The organism is Kribbella soli, from assembly GCF_004331345.1.
GTDB lineage: Bacteria > Actinomycetota > Actinomycetes > Propionibacteriales > Kribbellaceae > Kribbella > Kribbella soli.
The window spans coordinates 19899-40465 of record NZ_SJJZ01000001.1 but is presented as its reverse complement, the minus strand read 5'-3'; the positions used below and the strand labels follow the sequence as shown (position 1 = coordinate 40465).

General features: G+C 68.9%; 20 protein-coding genes. 15 read left to right on the top strand and 5 right to left on the bottom strand.

Features of this window, described 5'->3' with window-relative positions:
* Positions 1-57: 57 nt before the first annotated feature.
* Together E0H45_RS00175 and E0H45_RS00170 are read right to left on the bottom strand one after the other, a co-directional pair.
* Positions 58-420 carry a hypothetical protein gene (locus tag E0H45_RS00175; protein ID WP_130383718.1) on the bottom strand — a complete coding sequence of 121 codons (363 nt, stop codon included), beginning with the start codon at positions 418-420 and terminating at the stop codon, positions 58-60.
* A 116-nt stretch (positions 421-536) separates the two neighbouring features.
* Positions 537-1397, bottom strand: a complete 861-nt coding sequence (locus tag E0H45_RS00170; protein WP_238154710.1) for a phosphotransferase enzyme family protein — start codon at positions 1395-1397, stop codon at positions 537-539.
* Between the two features lie 53 nt (positions 1398-1450).
* Between E0H45_RS00170 and E0H45_RS00165 the strand changes: the two genes are divergently transcribed.
* Positions 1451-1825 carry a MerR family transcriptional regulator gene (locus E0H45_RS00165; RefSeq protein ID WP_131334233.1) on the top strand — a complete coding sequence of 125 codons (375 nt, stop codon included), beginning with the start codon at positions 1451-1453 and terminating at the stop codon, positions 1823-1825.
* Here the strand turns inward: E0H45_RS00165 and E0H45_RS00160 are convergent.
* Both E0H45_RS00160 and E0H45_RS00155 read right to left on the bottom strand, forming a co-directional pair.
* Entirely contained in the window at positions 1810-2787 is a 978-nt protein-coding gene (locus E0H45_RS00160; RefSeq protein WP_131334232.1) for an aldo/keto reductase, read from the bottom strand. The genes E0H45_RS00165 and E0H45_RS00160 overlap by 16 nt on opposite strands.
* Positions 2788-2877: 90 nt before the next feature.
* Positions 2878-3258 (bottom strand): DUF1844 domain-containing protein, encoded by a 381-nt coding sequence (locus tag E0H45_RS00155; RefSeq protein ID WP_131334231.1) that lies wholly within the window; start codon positions 3256-3258, stop codon positions 2878-2880.
* A gap of 334 nt (positions 3259-3592) precedes the next feature.
* Between E0H45_RS00155 and infC the strand changes: the two genes are divergently transcribed.
* From infC to E0H45_RS00125, 6 genes are all read left to right on the top strand, one after another.
* Positions 3593-4270 carry a translation initiation factor IF-3 gene (infC, locus tag E0H45_RS00150; protein ID WP_272948921.1) on the top strand — a complete coding sequence of 226 codons (678 nt, stop codon included), beginning with the start codon at positions 3593-3595 and terminating at the stop codon, positions 4268-4270.
* Between the two features lie 83 nt (positions 4271-4353).
* Positions 4354-4548, top strand: a complete 195-nt coding sequence (gene rpmI / locus E0H45_RS00145; RefSeq protein ID WP_130383713.1) for a 50S ribosomal protein L35 — start codon at positions 4354-4356, stop codon at positions 4546-4548.
* Positions 4549-4631: 83 nt separating this feature from the next.
* Positions 4632-5024, top strand: a complete 393-nt coding sequence (rplT, locus tag E0H45_RS00140; protein WP_130383712.1) for a 50S ribosomal protein L20 — start codon at positions 4632-4634, stop codon at positions 5022-5024.
* A gap of 28 nt (positions 5025-5052) precedes the next feature.
* Positions 5053-5856, top strand: coding sequence for a TrmH family RNA methyltransferase (locus E0H45_RS00135; RefSeq protein WP_131334230.1), 804 nt, complete (start codon positions 5053-5055; stop codon positions 5854-5856).
* A complete protein-coding gene (locus tag E0H45_RS00130) occupies positions 5853-6749 on the top strand; it encodes a CehA/McbA family metallohydrolase (protein WP_131334229.1) in 897 nt (298 codons plus the stop codon). Before E0H45_RS00135 ends, E0H45_RS00130 begins: the two co-directional genes overlap by 4 nt.
* Positions 6750-7210: 461 nt before the next feature.
* Positions 7211-7918, top strand: coding sequence for a hypothetical protein (locus E0H45_RS00125; RefSeq protein WP_131334228.1), 708 nt, complete (start codon positions 7211-7213; stop codon positions 7916-7918).
* 9 nt (positions 7919-7927) lie between these two features.
* Here the strand turns inward: E0H45_RS00125 and E0H45_RS00120 are convergent, their stop codons facing one another.
* A complete protein-coding gene (locus tag E0H45_RS00120) occupies positions 7928-8632 on the bottom strand; it encodes a TetR/AcrR family transcriptional regulator (RefSeq protein ID WP_131334227.1) in 705 nt (234 codons plus the stop codon).
* A 56-nt stretch (positions 8633-8688) separates the two neighbouring features.
* Here E0H45_RS00120 and E0H45_RS00115 point away from each other — a divergent pair, with 56 nt between their 5' ends.
* The 8 genes from E0H45_RS00115 (at position 8689) to E0H45_RS00080 (ending at position 20540) form a co-directional block, all read left to right on the top strand.
* The gene (locus E0H45_RS00115; RefSeq protein ID WP_238154709.1) at positions 8689-10212 is read left to right on the top strand and encodes an MFS transporter; all 1524 of its coding nucleotides are present in this window, start codon (positions 8689-8691) and stop codon (positions 10210-10212) included.
* Positions 10213-10237: 25 nt separating this feature from the next.
* Positions 10238-11146 (top strand): hypothetical protein, encoded by a 909-nt coding sequence (locus tag E0H45_RS00110; protein WP_131334225.1) that lies wholly within the window; start codon positions 10238-10240, stop codon positions 11144-11146.
* A complete protein-coding gene (locus E0H45_RS00105) occupies positions 11139-11480 on the top strand; it encodes a hypothetical protein (protein WP_131334224.1) in 342 nt (113 codons plus the stop codon). Before E0H45_RS00110 ends, E0H45_RS00105 begins: the two co-directional genes overlap by 8 nt.
* Before the next feature lie 509 nt (positions 11481-11989).
* Positions 11990-13099, top strand: coding sequence for a phenylalanine--tRNA ligase subunit alpha (pheS, locus tag E0H45_RS00100; RefSeq protein WP_131334223.1), 1110 nt, complete (start codon positions 11990-11992; stop codon positions 13097-13099).
* Entirely contained in the window at positions 13099-15672 is a 2574-nt protein-coding gene (pheT, locus tag E0H45_RS00095; RefSeq protein WP_131334222.1) for a phenylalanine--tRNA ligase subunit beta, read from the top strand. The genes pheS and pheT overlap by 1 nt, the downstream gene beginning before the upstream one ends.
* Position 15673: 1 nt before the next feature.
* Positions 15674-17215, top strand: a complete 1542-nt coding sequence (locus E0H45_RS00090; RefSeq protein ID WP_165546320.1) for a gamma-glutamyltransferase — start codon at positions 15674-15676, stop codon at positions 17213-17215.
* Between the two features lie 45 nt (positions 17216-17260).
* Positions 17261-18253 carry a glycosyltransferase family 2 protein gene (locus tag E0H45_RS00085; RefSeq protein ID WP_131334221.1) on the top strand — a complete coding sequence of 331 codons (993 nt, stop codon included), beginning with the start codon at positions 17261-17263 and terminating at the stop codon, positions 18251-18253.
* A gap of 76 nt (positions 18254-18329) precedes the next feature.
* Positions 18330-20540 carry a hypothetical protein gene (locus tag E0H45_RS00080; protein WP_131334220.1) on the top strand — a complete coding sequence of 737 codons (2211 nt, stop codon included), beginning with the start codon at positions 18330-18332 and terminating at the stop codon, positions 20538-20540.
* Positions 20541-20567 lie beyond the last annotated feature (27 nt).

Below are 20567 nucleotides of genomic sequence, written 5' to 3'. Positions count from 1 at the left end.
GACCACAGCGAAACCGGCTCCGACCCTGCAAGGTCGGAGCCGGTTCCTGTTGTCGAACTACTTCACGAGCACGATCGAGTTGATCGGGGTGAAGTCGTACGGCAGGTACGCGCCGGTGTAGCGCTGCACCGGGTAGCAGTTCGTCCCGTTGTAGCCCTTGCAGATGGCGAAGCCCGCGCCCCCGGTCTGGCTGTTGATCAGGACCTTGGTGCCGGTCACGTTCGACAGGTTGTGCGCGCCGTAGCTGTACCAGATGTTCTTGCTGAGAATGCTGCCGTTGGGCTCCCGCAGACAGACCGCACCCGACGGGCAGGACGCCGTCGTCCCGGTCGTGGCTGCGTTCGCCGTCGGCGCCAGCGCCGCGCCCGTACCGATCACAGCAGCGGCGATCCCGACCACGCTCATCGCAATCTTGCGCATGGTTTCCCCTTAACCTCAAGGGCCCCCCGAGTGAAGACCCACCACCGAAACTAGTTCGCTGGCAGGGCCGCCGGCATCTGGTTCGAGCCCGTTTCGGCCAGGCCCGAAAAGGGTTGTCAGCTCATCCGAGTTTCGGTGAAGTCGAGCCACTGGGTGGTGTCGGCGGGGGTGTGGTGGCGGATGGACCAGTCGACCTGGCGCAAGGACATGTGGGCCCAGTAGAGGCGCAGTACGGCGGGGTCGAGGGTGCGCTCGAGGAGCTCGTCGTACCAGGTCAGGTCCGCGTCGGGGAGACGGACGTGGGCGTCGAACCGCAGGGTGACCAGCGCGAACAGGCGGTCGCCGCGGCCGATGCCGTCCCAGTCGACGATCCCGGTGATCCGTCCGGCGTCGGTCAGCACGTTGTTGGCGTGGAAGTCGAGGTGCACCAGGTCGTCGCCGGTCATGCCGCTCGGCTCGTCCCGGCCGACCTCGTGGATCCGGTCCAGGAGCCTCCGGGTGCGGTCGTCGTACCGCTGGAGGGACTCGTGCAGACAGAAGCCGGGACCGCTTTCGAGCAGGTACATCGACGGGACCGGCAGGTCGGGTGCCAGGCCGGTGAAGTGGTCGGTCAGGGCGATCATCGACTCCAGAAACGCGCGGTCGACCGTCTCCGGTGGCCGGCCCGGCAGCCGCTCCTGCACTATGCCGATGCCATCCGGCAGGTCCGCCAGTAGCTGGTACTGCGGGACAGCCAGCCCGCCCCGCCGCGCTGCCTCGAGAGCTTCCGCCGTACGCCGAAGGTCGGCGAGGGAACCGTATCCGCGCGTCAATACGCCGTCCCGCCCGTCCGGCCACCGCACGAACGCGGCACCGACCTCGCCCAGGCCCGCCTGCCCCAGGAACTCCAGCCCGGCACCGGTCGCCTGATTGACGTCCCGCAGCAACTGCCGCGCATCGAGCTTCGCCACCGGAGCCGGCACGCCGTCATGAGTCACAACGCCTCACCGTAGTTGACCTGGAGCGCACTCCAGGACACAGGATGGACCTCATGACTACGTACGCACCGGCCGAGGCGTCCGAGCGCACCGGTCTGAGTTTGGACACCCTGCGCTACTACGAACGTCTCGGACTGTTCGGTCCGGTACGTCGAACTACCACGGGCCGCCGCGTCTACAGCGACCATGACATGGCCTGGGTCGGGCTTCTGGTGTGCCTGCGCAACGCCGGACTCGGCATCAGCGACCTGCAGCGCTTGATGGGCCGGTTGCGGGACCGCTCGGGCGGCCCGACCGGTGTGGTCGAGCTGCTCGAGGAGCACCGGTCCCGGCTGCACGGTGAGATCGCGAAGATGAACCTCGCGCTCGGCGTACTGGACGACAAGATCGCCCACTACCGCGGAGAAGCGGGTCAGTCGAAGAAGTAGGGATAAGGGACCGACTCCGGCCGGCTGGCGACGTCGAGCCGCTCCTGGTGCTCCGGCGCGAGCGAGAACTCCGCGGCGCCGAGAAGGTCGTCCAGGTACTCCGGCGTTCGCGGACCGATGATCGGTGCGGTCACGCCCGGACGCTGCATGAGCCAGCGGACAGCGACCTGGGGGAGGGTGCGACCGGTCTCGGCCGCGACCGCCGTCAGTTCGTCGATCACGTGCCACGTGTGCTCATTGGCGTAGCGGTCCCAGGAATGGGTGCCAGGCGTGGTGACCTTGCTGTCCGTGGGCGGTGCGGTCATGCCGCGCCGGAACGCTCCGGACAACCAGCCTGAACGCAGGGGCGACCAGGTGATGACGCCGAGGCCCTCGTTCCTGCAGACCGGCAGCAGCTCCCACTCGGGCGATCGGTCCAGCAAGGTGTAGAGCGGCTGGAGGCTGGACAGCGGCTCCCAGCCGTTCTGCGCGCACAGGTCGACGGCCTTCTGCAGTTGCCAGCCGCGGAAGTTGCTGACCCCGATGTAGCGGACCTTGCCGGCCCGCACGAGGCCGTCCAGTGTCGACAGCGACTCGGCGAGCGGCACGCTGTCGTCCCAGAGATGGAGTTGGTAGAGGTCGACGTAGTCGGTGCCGAGGCGCCGCAGGCTCGCGTCGATCGCGTCGAGGATGTGTTTGCGGGACAGTCCTTGATCCGTCGGCCGCGGGCCGACCCGTCCCCAGACCTTGGTGGCGATGACGTAGTCGGAGCGTTGCTGCGTCTTCAGCCAGCGTCCGAGCACCTCCTCCGACGCGCCGGCGCCGTACACATCGGCCGTGTCGATGAACGTCCCGCCGACGTCGGTGAACTTCTGCAGGATCTTCCGGCTGTCCTGCTCGTCCGTCCGGTCGCCGAACATCATCGCGCCCAGGCAGAGCTCACTGACCTTCAGACCTGTCGTTCCGAGATTCTTGTAGTCCATCTCCCCGACGCTAGGAGCTGGAGCGCGCTCCAGCTCAAGACCCCTGCCTCAAGACCCCTGCCTCAAGACCCCTGCCTCAAGACCCCTGACTCAAGACCTCTGTGTGGCCGAGGGGTACACCGCGCCGGTGTACTTCTCGCCGGGACCCTGGCCGGCCTCGTCCTGGATGGTGCTGGCTTCGCGGAAGGCGAGCTGGAGGGAGCGGAGGCCGTCCTTCAACGGCGCGGCGTGGTGGTGGCCCAGCGAGGGAGCGGCGGCGTCCAGGAGGCCGGCCAGCGAGTCGATCAGCGAGCGGGCCTCGTCGAGGTCCTTGTGGTTCGGGAGGTCCGCGGCCAGGCCGAGGTTGACGGCGGCGGCGCTCATCAGGTGCAGCGCGGCGGTGGAGATGATCTCCACGGCGGGGACCTCGGCGATGTCGCGGGACGCGGTCGAGAGGGGGTCAGGCTGTGAGGTGGCATCTGCGTCGGTCATGCTGCTACTCTTGCATGGCGACCGACCCGGTCCATTGGTGACCCCTGAGCGGAATAGTTCAGGACCGCCAGTGGTTCGAGTCTAAGCGGAGGGCCACCTCCCACCCAGTCGATGAACAGTCGGCGGGTCCCGGTCACGCTGAGAGCCACTGGAGGACATCCGGAGGATCACAGCGACAGTACGGCGTACCAGCCGCAGGGTTGGGGCGACGTGCATCTGGGAATTGGGCCTTCGTGTGATCGCACGAGGGCCTTCGTGTTTTTCAGGGGGCTCGCGGTGATTGCGAGGTGGCACCCAGTACGAGTTCAACCCAGGAGGACCCATCACCACTGATTTGCGCGTCAACGAGCGCATCCGCGTTCCCGAGGTGCGGCTGGTCGGACCGAACGGTGAGCAGGTAGGCATCGTCCGGATCGAGGACGCACTTCGGCTGGCCCAGGAAGCCGATCTCGACCTGGTCGAGGTCGCCGCAACCGCCCGGCCTCCGGTCTGCAAGTTGATGGATTTCGGCAAGTACAAGTACGAGACCGCGCAGAAGGCGCGCGAGTCCCGCCGGAACCAGACCAACACCGTCATCAAAGAGATGAAGCTGCGGCCGAAGATCGACCCGCACGACTACGAGACCAAGAAGGGTCACGTAGTGCGGTTCCTGAAGGCCGGGGACAAGGTCAAGATCACCATTATGTTCCGCGGACGTGAGCAGTCCCGGCCCGAGCTCGGGTTCCGGTTGCTGCAGCGGCTGGCCGAAGACGTCACCGAGCTCGGCTTCGTCGAGTCCTCGCCGCGTCAGGACGGCCGGAACATGATCATGGTGCTCGGACCGCACAAGAAGAAGTCCGAAGCGCGCGTGGACGTGGAAGCCGAGAAGGCAGAGCGCAAGGCCGCGCGGGAGGCCGATGAAGAGGCCGAGCGCCAGGAGCGCGCCGAGCAGGTGCAGGCCCACGAGGCCGAACGCGCCGCCGGTGTCACCAAGAAGCCGAAGGGTCCGGCCGACAACCTCGACCCGGAGTGACGGAACGCTCCGGCCGCCCGAGGCAGCCGGAGCCCGTCGTACCGACGATCGAGTCAACGAAGAAAATCAGGAGCACAACAGCCATGCCGAAGATGAAGACCCACTCGGGGATGAAGAAGCGCGTCCGGGTCACCGGGTCGGGCAAGATCCGCCGTGAGCAGACCGGTGTCCGCCACCTCGCCGAGGCGAAGTCCTCGAAGCGCAAGCGCCGCCTGTCCGGCACCGTCGAGGTCGCCCCGGCGTACGTCAAGAAGGCCAAGAAGCTTCTCGGCATCTGAGGCCTCCGCCTCGCCCCTCCCGAACATCCCCCGCCGCGTGGGCAATCCTGTCTCCGGCGCAGAAATACAAGGAGTAACACCTCATGGCACGCGTGAAGCGGGCAGTCAACGCCCACAAGAAGCGCCGGGTCGTACTCGAGCAGGCCAGCGGTTACCGCGGCCAGCGCTCGCGGCTGTACCGCAAGGCCAAGGAGCAGGTCACCCACTCGCTGGTCTACGCCTACCGTGACCGCAAGGCGCGCAAGGGCGACTTCCGGAAGCTGTGGATCCAGCGCATCAACGCCGCGGTCCGCGCCGAGGACCTGACCTACAACCGCTTCATCCAGGGTCTGCGCCTGGCCGAGGTCGAGGTGGACCGCAAGATCCTCGCCGACCTCGCCGTCAACGACCCGGCCGCGTTCTCCGCGCTCGTGCAGCTGGCCAAGGCCGCCCTGCCGACCGACGTGAACGCGCCGAAGAGCGACGCCGCGGCCTGAGCCGCAGACCACTGAAGTAAGCAAGCAAGTGGCGAGTCCCGGTCTGCTGACCGCGCAATCCGCGCGGATCAAACAGGCCCGGCGGCTCGCCACTCGTGCGTTCCGGCGCAAGATCGGACGATTCCTGGTCGAAGGCCCACAGGCGGTCCGGGAGGCCCTCGAGCATCGCGAGCTCGTCATCGAGGTGTACGCCGAACCCGCGCTGGCGACCCGGCATCGTGACCTCTACGACCTCGCCGCGGCGGCCGGCGTCCCGTGGTTCGAGGTCGACCGCGCCGCCGTCGAGAGCTTGAGTGAGACCGTCACCTCGCAAGGGGTCGTCGCGGTCTGCTCGCTGGTGACCGTTCCGCTGCCGGACAGCTCGTTCCAGCTCGTCGCCGCCGGCGTCCAGGTCCGCGACCCCGGCAACGTCGGCACCTTGATCCGTACGGCGGATGCGGCCGGCGCCGATGCCGTCGTACTGACGTCGGAGTCCGTCGACCCGCACAACCCGAAGGCGGTCCGGGCCAGCGTCGGCAGCATCTTCCACGTGCCGATCAGCACGGACGTCGACATCGTCGCGGCCGTGGAGACCTGGCGTGCGCACGGGCTGCAGGTGCTCGCCGCCGACGGGTACGGCGCGACCGATCTGGATACCTGCATCGACGACGGCACGCTCGCGAAGCCGACCGTGTGGCTGTTCGGCAACGAGGCCCACGGCCTGCCGGACGGCATCAACGCCCTCGTCGACCACTCGGTGAAGGTCCCGATCTACGGCCGCGCCGAGTCCCTCAACCTGGCCACCGCCGCCGCGATCTGCTTGTACGCCTCAGCCCGGGCGCAGCGCCGATGATCTTCGATCTCCCGGGGCGGTTCTGGCGCGGGAACCTGCACACGCACTCGAACCTTTCCGACGGAGCCTTGTCGCCGGCCGAGACCGCGCAGGTCTATCGGGACGCCGGGTACGACATCGTGGCGATCACCGATCACTTCCGCGCGGAGTACGGGTTCCCGATGACGGACACGCGGGAGCTGCGGGCGGACGGATTCACCACGCTGATCGGCGCCGAGTTGCACGCGCCGCGGACCGAGGCGGGTCAGGCGTGGCACATCGTGGCGGTCGGACTGCCGCTCGATTTCGCGCCGCCGGGGGAGACGGAGACCGGCCCCGAGCTGGCGCGTCGTGCGCGGGCCGCGGGGGCGTGGGTCGGGATGGCGCACCCGTCGGCGTCGCTGCTGACGGTCGTCGATGCCGAGAGCCTGGACGCGGCCCACTCGGTCGAGGTCTACAACGCCCTCGCCGACCGCGAGAACCGCGGCGACAGCTGGCACCTCACCGATGTCCTCCTGAACCGCGGTCACCGACTGACGACGTACGCCGCCGACGACGCCCACCTGCAACCCCAGGACCCGCTGCCCTGCCAGGCCTGGATCCACGTCCGCGCCGAAACTCTCGCTCCGGATGCCCTCCTGACCGCGTTGAAGGCCGGCCACTTCTACTCCAGCACAGGCCCCGAGCTGTACGACGTACGCATCGAAGGCGACGAGATCACCGTCCACTGCTCACCCGCCACCAAGATCCTCCTATCTGGCGGCCACCCCGGCGCCGAGGTGATCCAAGGCGCCAACCTCACCGAGTGCACGTTCCCCCTGCACCTGTTCCGCAACACCCACTGCCGAATCACCACCGAAGACGCAACCGGCGCCCGCGCCTGGACCAACCCGATCCACCTACCGGGCGTTTGAACAGGTCGTGGTGGCGGCGCACAGGTTATTTCGGCTCTTCTCCTGATGTGTGGGTGGTCGACGGGTTCCAGGGCGGCGTCGGACTTGGTGTGATCTGCAGCTGGACAGGATGTGTCGGGTGGCTGGGTAGTGCACCTGAGCGTGAACGTGTTCGTGTGTACAGTGTCTCGCCGGTGTACTACCTGTCGAGCTTGCACATCACAGGGCCCGCGAGGGGCCGTGCCGCCACCAACCCGATCATCCTGTGTCGCGGCCCGGGCCGTGTGTCCCTGGCACGGCGGCGGGCGCGGTTGACGTTGGGTTGGGGGGCGTGTCAGCGTTGGGGTAGCGCGCACCAGGGCGCCTCCTCTTCGCGGCAAGCACCGAGTGCACCTGGATGATGAGAGCAGTACTTGTGTCGGCCGGTTGACCCTTCGGGACGGCCTGATTCAGCGGAGCGGGTTGTCCTGGAAGGACTGTCGATGTCGACCATGCCGCTGCCCGCGAAGGCGAGTCTCAGTCAGTTGCGCGCCCGGGCGAAGGAGCTCCGGAAGGCGGTCGCCAAAGGGCGGCCGGATGCGATCGAGCGGGCCCGCGTACACCACCCGGCGTACGACGAGGCCGGCTTCACGTTGCGGGACGCGCAGTTGACGATCGCCCGTGAGTACGGCCTGGCGAGCTGGCCCGAGTTGATGGAGAAGGTCGCCACCGAGCTCGTCGAGGGACGTGAGCTGCACAGGTACTTCGGGGTCGAGTTGAACAACGAGACCTGGGACCTGCTCGAGCAGATCGACGAGACCAGTCCGACGGAGGACCAGGAGCGGTTGCTGTACGGCGCCTACGCCGCCTGTCTGCACTGGCTCGAAGCCGGGAACGAGGCCAACCACGCCCGTGGCGAGCACCTGATCGCGCGGGTCGCGCTGCGGATCGGCAGGACCGAGATCGGCTTGCAGCACGCACGCCGCTGTCTCGAACTCGTGCAGGCGTTCCCGGAGCAGATGGCCGACTGGGACGAGCCGTTCGCGCGGGAAGCACTGGCCCGTGCGCTGGCGGCGACCGGACAGCCGGCCGCCGCACGCGCCGAGCTGGATCAGGCCCGGGAACTGACCGGGCACGTCGCTGGAGAAGGTGACCGCAAGGTGCTGGAAGACGAGCTGGCCAAGGGACCCTGGTTCGGCCTGACAAGCTGAGCAGGGGATCTATTTCTTGACGCGGGCCTGGAGGCCGTCGAGGAGGGCGTCCAGGCCGAAGACGAAGTTCTCGGTGAGCCCGGAGTCGAGGTCCATCGAGGTGCGGCGGCGGACCGACTTCTGCATTTCCGGGTAGTCGCCGGCCACGGCTTGGGCCTGTTCGAGGATGTCGGTGACCCAGTTCTCCTCCGAGCGGCCGGACTTGCGGACCATCTCGCGGGTGGCGACCTCGGCGCTGACCGTGCCGAGGACGTACGACATCACGCTGCCCATCGCGAGGTCGATCTCGTGCTCGGAGAAGCCGGCGGCTCCGAACAGCACCAGCCCGCGGGAGCCCATCGACATCGCGTTCGGGCCGATGCTCGGGCGGGTGTACATCACCTCGGGCAGCCACGGGTGCCGCAGTACGGCGGACCGCAGGCTGTGCCCGAACAGCAGTGCACCCGCCCGCCACCCGGCCAGCTCCGGCTCGGGTACGTCGATCTCGCCCCAGACCTCGTCGATCAGCAGGTCGACCAGGTCGTCCTTGGTGTCGACGTACCAGTAGAGGCTGGTCGCGCCGGAGCCGAGTTTGGTGCCCAGCTTCCGCATGCTCAGCCCGGAGACGCCCTCGGTGTCGAGGATCGCCATCGCCGCGGCCACGATCTGGTCCCGGCTGAGTGTCTCCCGCGCGGGCGCGGCCTTGCGCTCCCGCGTCCAGATCCAGTCCTTCATGAGGTCCATCCTACAAAGGACTCGCACACCGTACGAGATCGTCGTACAGTGTGCGAGTGACTAGTACACCGTTCGAGTCCGAAGCCTCCGGCACCGAGGGACATCCCCGGCGCTGGTGGATCCTGATGATCCTGTGTCTGAGCCTGATGGTGCTGGTGGTCGACAACACCGTCCTCAACCTGGCGATCCCGTCGCTGATGCGCGATCTGGGCGCGACCCCCGCGGACATCCAGTGGGTGATCGACGCGTACATCCTGGCGTTCGCGGGGCTGCTGCTGACCGCCGGAAGCCTGTCCGACCGGTTCGGCCGGCGGAAGATGCTGTTGCTCGGGCTGGTCGTGTTCGGCCTGGCGTCAATGCTGGCGACCCTGGCCGAGAACCCGTGGCAGCTGATCGCGTGCCGCGGCCTGATGGGTGTCGGCGGCTCGCTGCTGATGCCGAGCACGCTGTCGCTGCTGTTCACGGTGTTCCCGCCGGAGGAGCAGCGCAAGGCGATGGCGGGCTGGTCGATGGTCGCGATGGTGGGCGTGGTGGCCGGCCCGACGGTCGGCGGCGTACTGCTGAACCACTTCTGGTGGGGCTCGATCTTCCTGCTGAACGTGCCGATCGCGATCCTGGCGATCATCGGCACGCTCGCGATCATCCCGGAGTCGAAAGGTCCGGCCCGCGACGTCGACCCGGCGGGCGCCGTCCTGACGATCGTCGGTATGGCGTCGATCGTCTGGGCGATCGTCTCGATCCCGCTGCACGGCTGGGGTTCCGCCCGGGTGCTCGGCGCGCTCGCGGTCGGTGTGGTCGCGTTGACCGCGTTCGCGGTGTGGGAGAAGCGGAGCGCGCATCCGATGGTGCCGCTGGCCCTGTTCAAGGACCGGCGGTTCAGTGGTACGAGTTTCTCGATCGTGCTGCTGTCGTTCACCGCGGGTGGGTTGCTGCTGGCGTTGACGCAGTACCTGCAGTTCGCGCTCGGGTACACGCCGCTGAAGGCCGGCCTGGCGTTGATCCCGTATGCACTGTCCGCGGCGCTGTTCAACGGACTGGGGGCGACGCTCGGGAAGAAGGTCGCGGACCGGACGCTGATCTCGCTCGGTCTGCTGATCATCGCGGGCAGCTTCGGCATCCTGACGCAGGTGTCCGACACGAGCGGGTACGGGCTGTTGATCATCGGCCTGCTGGTGATGGGGATCGGCGGTGGCCTGGCCGGCCCGGCGGCGTACACGCTGTTGATGCAGGCCGTTCCGGCGGAGCACCGCGGTGTCGGCTCGGCGATGAACGACACCGTGCAGCAGACGGGTGCCGCGCTGTCGGTCGCCGTACTGGGCAGTGTGCTCGCCGCGGCGTACTCGTCGGCCCTGCCGGACTCCGTTCCGGAAGCGGCCCGCAAGTCGATCGCCGACACGCTGGCGCTCGGCCCGGACTTCCTCGGCGCGGCCAAGCATGCCTTCGTCGACGCCATGTCGATCGCGATGACGGTCGGTGCGATCGGTGCGATCGCCGGGGCGGTTGTGGCCCTGGCGGTCCTCCCGAAGGGCGAGAAGAAGGTGCAGGAGACGGCCCCGGCCGTGGATGACGCAGTGCACTGACACCGTGCACTGACAGCATTCAGGCATGACGCGACGGTGGCTGATCGACCTGCCGACCCGGATCCATCTCTGGTCGGCGGAGTTCCAGATCCGCCACCGTTCGTCTGCCGATCCCGAGCGGTTGCGGAATCTCGACGTACTGCGGGAGTACCGCAAGAGCCGTGCCTTCCCACGCAACGACACCGCCCTGCGCAGTACGCCGTACTTCGTGGACACCGACGGCCGGCACTGCGCGGTCGGTCACCTGATGCGGGAGTCCGGCGAGCACGCCGCCGTACGCCGAATCGCGGCCGAGGCGAATCTCGCACGGATCGACGACATGGACCCGGCCGACCTCGTCTGGGCCGGCCGATCCGGTCTGACCAAGCGGGAGCTCGCGCGCATTCAGCCGGAGTACGCGAGCACCGAGCAATCCGCCTTCAACCTGCTGGTCTGGGCCGCGCTGGTGCTGGTCCCGTTCGCCTTGCTGTCCGTCGCGCTCGGACGGATCCGGCTGGAGCGCGTCGCGCTGCGGGCGCGCCTGGCGATCGCGCCCGTGGCGCTGTGCACAGTTCTGTCGTTCCTGGCGTACACGCTGGTCGATCTGAGCGGGGTCGACAAAGAGGACCACCTCCCGCTGGTCGTGGTGGCGTGGATCGCCGCGATCGTCGGCCCGACCGTGGCCGCTGTGGTGATGGTCGGCCTCGTCCGGCGCGAGAGGGTTCGCACGGAAGTGGTCGCGCCGGTCACCGGAGTCACGGCCGGCGGGCTGATGACGATCCTGATGGTGATCTACCTGCTGGCCGGTGCGGTCGACCAGTTCACCTACGAGCCGGCCGGTCTTTGGGACGACGGATCGAGGTTCTTCTTCCCGATCGGCTTCGGGGTCCTTCTGATCGGTCTGCTGGCCCTGGTCTGGGCGGTGCGTGCGCTCCGCTGGAGGGTTCGTGTCTGATCAGGGGGTCGCGAACCTGGTCCTGATGTCGATGCTGATGCTGCTCCCGTTCGCGCTCGGCACCATGCTGTTCGGCCGGTCGCGCGGGAACCGTCGCGTGCTGAAGTGGGCCCGCGGCCTCGCGATCCTGACCATCGTCCTCTCGACCGCGTACGACGTGGCCGGAGCGGTCTACCTGCTCCTCGCCGAGCCCAAACCGGGCCACGAGCCCTGGGCCGACCCAGCCGCAGTCGTCGACTACCCAACCGTCTTCCTCCCCATCGGCATCGGCGCCCTCCTAGCCGCCGCCGGAATCCTGGTCGGAGTCATCCGCGCCCGCCACCGCCTGGGCTAACCCCGGCTTGGGGAGGATTTTCGTCCCGAATTGGGAAGGAATCCTCCCCAAGCTCGCTGTCCCCGCTGCCGTGGGAAACGAGAATGTGGGCGGCGTGGCTGTCTTGTGGTCCGAACGCGGCGTTGACGGGTCCGACCGCGCTCCGCAGGTACGGCGTTGCCGGGAGCTGGCGGGACGAGAGGATCCATGTCGCAGTACCGCATTCGCGTCGCGTGGAGCCGAAGTCCGGGGTCGTCGTCACCCGCCATCGCCACCTGTCCTCGCTCGTCCAGGCGTCTCGCGAACCGCCAACCGTGCGATTGGCGCTCTGCCAGTCGCTGGCGGGACATGACGAGGGACAACGCCGCCGCTCGCCGTGTCGCTGGGTTGGGGAGGATTTTGTGCCGATTCGGGAGCAAAATCCTCCCCGACCTCTCGGACAGGGCGGTGGTTGTGGACAGCCGATTCACGGTCTTGGGGTTCGGGTTTCTAGACTGCAATCCGCAGTAGTTCCGAATTGAGAGCGAGCCATGTCCGGTCCCAACACTGATTACGACCCGGTTGAAGTGACGCCGCTGCATGCCGAAGAGGTGGAGCGGACTCGCGACGAGGCGCTGACGGCGTTCAGCGGGGCGGCCGATCTGGCTGCTTTGCAGGAGGCCAAGACCGTGCACCTGGGCGACAAGTCGCCGATCGTGCTCGCCAACCGGGAGATCGGCGCGCTGCCGCCGCAGGCCCGGAAAGAGGCCGGTCAGCGGATCGGCGCGGCCCGGAAGGCGATCAACGATGGGTTCGCGTCCCGGCTCGCGGTGCTCGAGGCCGAGCACGAGGAGCGGATGCTGGACACCGAGCGTGTCGACGTGACGCTGCCGTGGCACACCCCGCAGCTCGGCGCGCGGCACCCGCTGTCGCTGATCTCCGAGCAGGTCGCGGACGTGTTCACCGCGCTCGGCTGGGATGTCGCGGAAGGCCCCGAGGTCGAGGCCGAGTGGCTGAACTTCGACGCCCTGAACTTCCAGCCCGACCACCCGGCGCGGCAGATGCAGGACACCTTCTTCGTCGAGCCGGCCGGCTCCGGCAAGGTCCTGCGGACGCACACGTCGCCGGTGCAGGCGCGGTCGATGCTGACCCGGAAGCCGCCGATCTACGTGATCTGCCCGGGCCGCGTGTTCCGCACCGACGAGCTGGACGCGACGCACACGCCGGTCTTCTACCAGGTCGAGGGCCTGGTCGTGGACGAGGGCATCACGCTCGCGCACCTGAAGGGCACGCTCGACCACTTCGTCGTCTCGATGTTCGGTGAGGGCCTGGAGGCGCGGCTGCGGCCGAACTTCTTCCCGTTCACCGAGCCGTCGGCCGAGGTGGACCTGAAGTGTTTCGTCTGCCGCGGCGCGTCCGTCGGCAACCCGGACCGGCCGTGCCGGACCTGTGGCAGCGAGGGCTGGATCGAGTGGGGCGGCTGCGGCGTCGTGAACCCGCGGGTCCTGCAGGCCAACGGCATCGACACCGACCGGTACTCCGGTTTCGCCTTCGGCATGGGCCTGGAGCGGACGCTGATGTTCCGCAACGGCGTCGAGGACATGCGGGACATGGTCGAAGGTGACGTGCGGTTCAGCCGCCAGTTCGGGATGGAGATCTGATGCGGGTCCCACTGTCATGGCTTCGTGAGTACGTCGACCTGCCGGGCGACGTCACCGGCCGCGACGTCGCGGAGAAGCTGATCCGGGCCGGCCTCGAGGTGGAGACCGTCGAGGAGTCCGACCTGACCGGCCCGCTCGTGGTCGGCAAGGTGCTCACGTACGAGAACGAGCCGCAGAAGAACGGCAAGACGATCCGCTGGTGCTCGCTGGACATCGGCAAGGACGAGCCGCAGTGGGTCGTCTGCGGTGCGCACAACTTCGAGGTCGGCGATCTCGTGGTCGTCGTGCTGCCGGGCGCGGTGCTGCCCGGCGGGTTCGCGATCTCGGCGCGGAAGACCTACGGGCACGTGTCGAACGGCATGATCTGCTCGAGCGCCGAGCTTGGTCTCGGTGACGACGGCATGCACGGCATCGTCGTCCTGGAGCCGGGCGAGGGCACACCGGGAGACGACGCGATCGAGTTGCTATCGCTGCGGGACGACGTACTGGACATCGCGGTGACGCCGGATCGTGGGTACTGCTTGTCGATCCGGGGCGTCGCGCGCGAGGCGGCGACGGCGTACGGCGTGGAGCTGAAGGACCCGGCCGACCTGACGCTGAACGGGTCCGGTGCCAACGGCTACCCGGTCCGGGTGGATGACGCCGAGGCGTGCAGTGTGTTCGTCACGCGGACCGTCACCGGGATCGACGCGAAGGCGTTGTCGCCGCGATGGATGCAGAAGCGGCTGCTCGCGTCCGGGATGCGGCCGATCTCGATCGGGGTCGACGTCGCGAACTACGTGATGCTCGAGCTGGGTCAGCCGATCCACACCTACGACCAGGCGCGGCTGTCCGGGGAGATCGTCGTACGGCGGGCGAACGCCGGCGAGAAGCTGATGACGCTGGACGACCAGACGCGTGAGCTGGACGCCGAGGACCTGCTGATCACCGACGACTCCGGTCCGATCGGTGTCGCCGGTGTGATGGGTGGTGCGTCGACGGAGATCTCGGACGCCACCACGGACGTGGTGATCGAGGCCGCGCACTTCGACCCGATCGTGATCGCGCGGGCGTCGCGCCGGCACAAGCTGTCGTCGGAGGCGTCGCGCCGGTTCGAGCGCGAGGTCGACCCGAACCTGCCGCGGTACGCCGCTCAGCGCGTCGCGGACCTGCTCGCCGAGTACGCGGGCGGCACGATCCTCCCGGACGAGACGGTCGTCGACACCCACCCGAAGCCGGCCCCGGTCACGCTCCGCGCCGACCACGCTGCCCGCGTTGCGGGTGCCGTGATCACGCTCGACGAGACGGTTCGGCACCTGACTTCGGTGGGCTGCACGGTCGAGGCTGCTGCGGCGGATGCGGTCGCGGCTCCGTTGGCCGCGGGTGTGCACGCTCCGGCGTTGGCCGAGGTCGGCGCCACCACCGTCGGGTCCACCCACGTCGAGGGCGCCGATCTGCTGACGGTCACCCCGCCGTCGTGGCGGCCGGATCTTCGGGACCCCAACGACTTCGCCGAAGAGGCGATCCGGCTGTTCGGGTTCGACAATGTGCCGTCGGTCCTGCCGGCCGCGCCGGGTGGGCAGGGGCTGACGGTATCGCAGCGCCGGCGCCGCCGGGTGGCGACCGCCCTCGTCGGTGCGGGGCTGACCGAGGTGGTGTCGTACCCGTTCACGGGTGACGCCGACTTCGACGCGATGGGCGTCCCGGCCGACGACGTCCGCCGTACGACGGTCAAGCTCGTCAACCCGATCTCCGACGAAGAGCCGTCGATGCAGACGACCCTGCTCGCGACCCTGCTCCGGACCGCCGAGCGCAACGTCGGCCGTGGCGCGAACGACCTGGCGATCTTCCAGACCGGCCTGGTGTTCCTGCCGAAGGCGGAGACGAAGCCCGCTCCGCTGCCGTCGGTCGCGCAACGGCCGAGCGACGCCGAGATCCAGTCGCTGTACGACGCGCTCCCGGACCAGCCGTTGCACGTCGGAGTGGTGCTGACCGGTGCGCTGACGCCGACCGGCTGGTGGGGCAAGGGCCGCCCGGCCGGGTGGGCCGACGCGGTACAGATCGCGCGGCTGATCGCGTCGGTGGTCGGTGTCGAGCCGGTCGTGAAGAACGTGGAGCTCGCGCCGTGGCACCCGGGCCGGTGTGCGGAGTTCTCGGTCGAAGGCACCGTGGTCGGTCACGCGGGTGAGCTGCACCCGAAGGTCTGTCAGGCGTTCGGCCTGCCGGCTCGGTCGAGTGCGGTCGAGCTGGATCTCGACGCGCTGATCGCGGCGGGTCCGGAGTCGATCACCGCGCACCCGTTCTCGTCGTACCCGGTGGCCAAGGAGGACGTGGCGTTGATCGTCCCGGCCGAGGTCGCGGCGGCCGATGTGCAAGCGGCGCTGGCCGAGGGCGCGGGCGAGCTGCTGGAGTCGGTTCGGCTGTTCGACGTGTACACCGGTGAGCAGATCGGCGAGGGCAAGAAGTCGCTCGCGTTCGCGCTGCGGTTCCGGGCGCCGGACCGGACGCTGAAGGAGAACGAGGTCGCCGACGCCCGCCAGGCCGCGGTCCAGGTCACCGTCGACCGCTTCGGCGCCGTCCAACGGGTCGGCTGACATGAAAGGCAGTCACCCGCGGGTGGCGGTGGCGGCGCCTAATGCGGCGGCCGCGGACGCCGGGGTGCGAGTGGCTGCCGAGGGCGGCAACGCCGTAGATGCCGCGATTGCCGCCACGCTCGTCACGATGGTGAACGAGATCGGGGTGGTGTCGCCGGCCTCGGGTGGGTTCGTCACGTTGCAGGTCGCGGGTGGGGACGCGGTCACCATCGACGGCTGGGTGGAGATGCCCGGCCGCGGCCTGCCGACGGACCGGTTCGGTCGCGGCGTCTGGGACATCACCACCGATTACGGCGGCGGTACGACGACCACCGTCGGCCACGGCTCCGTCGCCACCCCCGGTGGGATGAAGGCCCTCGACCTCGCCCACCGCCGCTCCGGCAAGGCACCGTGGCGCGAGGTCGTGCAGCCCGCGATCGACGTCGCCCGCAACGGCTTCCCGCTGAGCCGGACCTCGGGCTACTACCTCGGCTACACGCACGAGATCGTCTTCGGCTGGCACCAGCCGAGCCACGCCGTCGTGCACGACGAGGACGGCGTGGTGATCAAGGCGGGCAGTACGGTCGTGATCCCGGAGCTCGCCGAAGCGCTCGAACTGATCGCCCGCGACGGCGCCGAGACCATGTACACGGGCCAGCTCGCCGAACTCCTGATCCACGACATGGCCGCGAACGAAGGCATCCTCACCGCCGCGGACCTGGCCGCGTACGAGGCCGTCGTACGCCCGGCCCTCGTCGTCAACCAGCACGGCTGGCGCCTGGCCACCAACCCGCCGCCCGCGGTCGGGGGAGTAGCCGTCGCCGCGATGCTCTCGCTGCTCGACGGCGTACCGTCCGACGGCAGCTGGCGGCAGTCCGAGCTGGAGCGGTTGATCGAGGTCCAGTACGCCGTACTCGGGCAGCGGCTCGCCGAGCTCGACGAGGAGGACGTGCGCAAGCTGGAAGGCCAGAGGCTGCTCGACCTCGCCGCGGCCGGCGACCTCCGCGCGTTGACCTCACCGAGTACGGCGACCGTCTCGGTCGTCGACGACGAGGGCGACGCGTGCGCGATCACGGTCTCGTCCGGCTACGGGTCCGGCGTACTCACGCCTGGCACCGGGATCTGGCTGAACAACGCGCTCGGTGAGCAGGAGCTCCTGCACGGCGGCCCGCACAGCCTCGCGCCCGGCACCCGGCTCACGTCGAACATGGCCCCGAGCGTGGCCCGCCGCGACAGCGACGGCGCCGTGCTCGCGATCAGTTCACCCGGATCCGACCGCATCCCGACCGCGCTCGCCCAGGTGTACGCGCTGTACACCCATGGTGGTCTGCGGCTCCGCGAGGCCGTCGAGCACCCGCGGCTGCACGTCCGCGTCCGCGAGGACGTGGTCGTCGACTACGAGGACGACCTGCCGGTCTCCGGGTCGACCGCGCTCCCGACCCGCCCGATGCCGCCGCACTCGATGTACTTCGGTGGCGTCGCGGCCGCGCTCTGGGACCCCGCCGAGGGCCTGCTCGCCGTCGGCGACCCGCGCCGAACCGGTGCCGTGGCCATCTCCTCCTGACCGCGCTAGTAAGGTCAGAGCCCACCAGGATCCGAAAGGCAGCCGATGCGGGACACCCACCCCGAGCTCTCCGTCGTCGTACCGATGTACGACGAGGAAGAGGTGCTGCCGATGTTCTTCGAGCGGATGCACCCGCTGCTCGACGGCCTGGGGATCACCTACGAACTGCTGGTCGTCGACGACGGCAGCCGCGACCGCACTGCGGCGCTGCTCCTCGACGCCGCCAAGGTCTGGCCGCAGCTCCGGGTCGTCCGCCTGCTCCGCAACAGCGGTCACCAGGCCGCCCAGTCGGCCGGCTTCCGCCGCGCCCGCGGCCAGTACGTCGTCACGATCGACGCCGACCTGCAGGATCCGCCGGAGGTCGTCGCCGAGTTCCTGCAAGCCGTCCGTGAGCAGGACGTCGACGTCGTGTACGGCGTACGCTCCGACCGCTCGAGCGATTCCTGGGCGAAACGTACGTCGGCGCGGCTGTACTACCGGTTGATGTGCCGCCTGGTCGGCAAGGACATCCCGTTCGACGCGGCCGACTTCCGGCTGGTGACCCGCCGGGTGGTGGACGCGGTGAACGCGCTCCCCGACGACGGCCGGGTCTTCCGTCTGGTGATCCCGTGGCTCGGCTTCCCGAGCGCCGAGGTCAAGTACGTCCGGGCGGAGCGGGCCGCCGGCTCGACGAAGTACAGCTTCTCCAAGATGGTCCGGCTCGCGTTCGACAGCGTGACCGCGTTCTCGGCGGCGCCGCTGCGGCTGGCGACCTGGCTGGGTCTGCTCGGTGGCGCGATGTCCGGGCTGTTCGTGGTCGGCGCGCTGGTGATCAAGCTGACCGGCCGGAGCATCCCCGGCTGGACGTCGACGGTCCTCGCGGTCAGCGTGATCGGCGCGATCCAGCTGTTGTGCCTCGGCCTGCTGGGTGAGTACGTCGCCCGCTTGTTCCAGTCGAGCCAGCGCAGACCGCAGTTCCTCGTCGGATACGACAGCCTGACGGACCACGGGCATCAGGAGCCCGTTCACGAAAGCACTCAGTCCGAGAGAGCGTCTTGAAACCCAGCGCCTACTGCGCGGCACTCGGCGGGCACCTGCTCGCGGCGGCGCTGGGTTCCAAGACGCCCTCTAACAGATGAAGCGGGCTGCCCCGTGGCTGCTGCCGATCCTGGTGGCGGTCGGTGGGTTCGTATCGCTCGGCGACGTCGGATTCGGTCCGCTCGTCAAGTACGCCGTCTACTTCGCCGGAGCGATCGCGCTGCCGGGCACATTGCTGTTGCGGGCCGCGTGGCGCAGTACCGGTAACTGGGCTGAGGACCTCGGACTCGGGTCGGTCGTCGGCGCGACCTGGCAGTTGATCGGCTGGGCGATCTTCACCGCGCTCGGCTGGCAGCGCTGGTTGATCGTGTGGCCGGCGCTCGTCCTGATCGGCTTCGCTCTCGTCGGGCGGCAGTACTTCCGGATCGCCGAGCCCAGACCGCTACCAGTTGCGTGGACGGTCGGGTTGGCGGTGTCCGCGGCGGTGATGGTCGGCGCAGCCACGTTCGGCGTGATGGCGTACCACCCGATGCCGCCGTACGGCGAGGCGTACTACCCCGACCTCCTGTACCACCTGTCGATGGTGCAAGAGCTGACCCGCACCGTGCCGCCCCAGATCCCGCAGGTCGTCAACGAGCGGCTCGAGTACCACTGGTTCGCGAACGCCGACATGGCCGCGGCTGTCGACGTCACGCGGCTCACTCCGATGGTCGTGCTGTTCCGGCTCTGGGTCCTGCCGTGGCTGGTCGTTTCGCTGCTCGTCTGCGCGACACTCGCCCGTGTCGTCAGCCGCACCTGGTGGACCGGCGTGCTCGCCGCACTCGCGCTGGCTGCGCCGCAGCTGTTCCTGCTGGTCGACACGAGCGTCAACCTCGCACCACCAGTCAGCCTGCTCAGCCCGTCGCAAACGTTCGGCATGGTCGCGGCTGTCACCACATCCATCCTCCTCATCAACCTGCTGTTCAAGGACGGCAGCCACTGGCTCTGGCTGCTCATCGTGCCGGTCGCTGTTGTCGGCGGCGGCTCCAAGCCGACCGTGCTCCCGTTGCTGGTAGCAGGCGTTGGCCTTGCTGCCCTGTACCTACTAGTGACAACGCGACGGCTCCCGTGGCGCCTGATAGGCACGACGGTCGCACTGCTCGTCGTCGGAGCGATCACCTTCCTGACGGTGGCCGGCAGCACCAGTGGGTCGCGGCTGCAGTTTCTCGCCGTACTGAAGTCGCTGCCCGTCTACACCGCTGCCACTGGCGACAAGACGCAGCCGGGCGACGGCGGACTGATCCTGCCGGCGCTGGCGCACGGCGAGGTGATCGGAACGCTGAGCCTGCTGCTCGGACTGCTGCTGACTCTGCAGGCGATGTCCTGGGCCGGCTTCGGCGTCGTCGGCAGGAAGGACCCGATCGCGTGGTTCCTGCTCGGCGCGATGATCGCGGGGTGGGCGGGCTACCTGCTGATCGACCACCCGTCGGTGAGCGAGTCGTACTTCGTCTACACCGCGGCACCGTTCAGCCTGGCCGGAGCCGGCTGGTTCGCAGCGACCAGTGCGCGCGCCTCTGGTCGTCCGGTCCCCATTGCGATCGCCGCGTTCGTCCTGTCGATCGGTTATGCCGGTCTGATCGTCTGGGCGCGTGGTGTGCCGGCGGCGTCGACCGGTCGCCAGCTGTGGTTGAGCACCCGGATGTTGCTCGTCGTCCTCGGGATCACGCTCTTCCTGCTGCTCGTCTGGCGCCTGACGTTGCGACAAGCCGGTGGCGGCATGTTCGTCGTACTGGTGCTGCTCTCGACGGCACCGATCAGCTCCTTCCTGCAGAGCGCGGTACGTGGTGACACCGAGAAGGCGCCGACGTACCGGGCGGCGCGGTGGTGGGTGTACCCGGACGAGGCCGAGGCTGCGCTCTGGCTCGGGCAGCACTCCGCGCCGACCGACGTGGTGGCGACGAACACCTGGTGCCGTCCGGCGGGCCTGCCCGCGCCAGGATGCGACGCCCGGGGGTACCTGGTCAGCGGGATCGCCGGCCGCCGCACGCTGATCGAGGGCTGGGCCTACACGAACCAGGCGATGGCCAAGCAGGGCGACGGTGGCCGCCGCTACACCGAGCAGCCGTCACCGTGGCCGGACCGTGTCGCCCTCACCAACCAGGCCCTCACCGCACCGACCGCCGAGGTGCTGCGCAGGCTGCGCGACGAGTACGGCGTTCGCTGGCTGTACGCCGACACGCGCAACGGACCCGCTGCGCCGGCGCTCGACCAGCTCGCCGTACGACGACACAGCGTCGGCAAGGTCCGGATCTACGACCTCGGAGAGTGATTCTCCCGTAACATTGAGTCTGCGCAG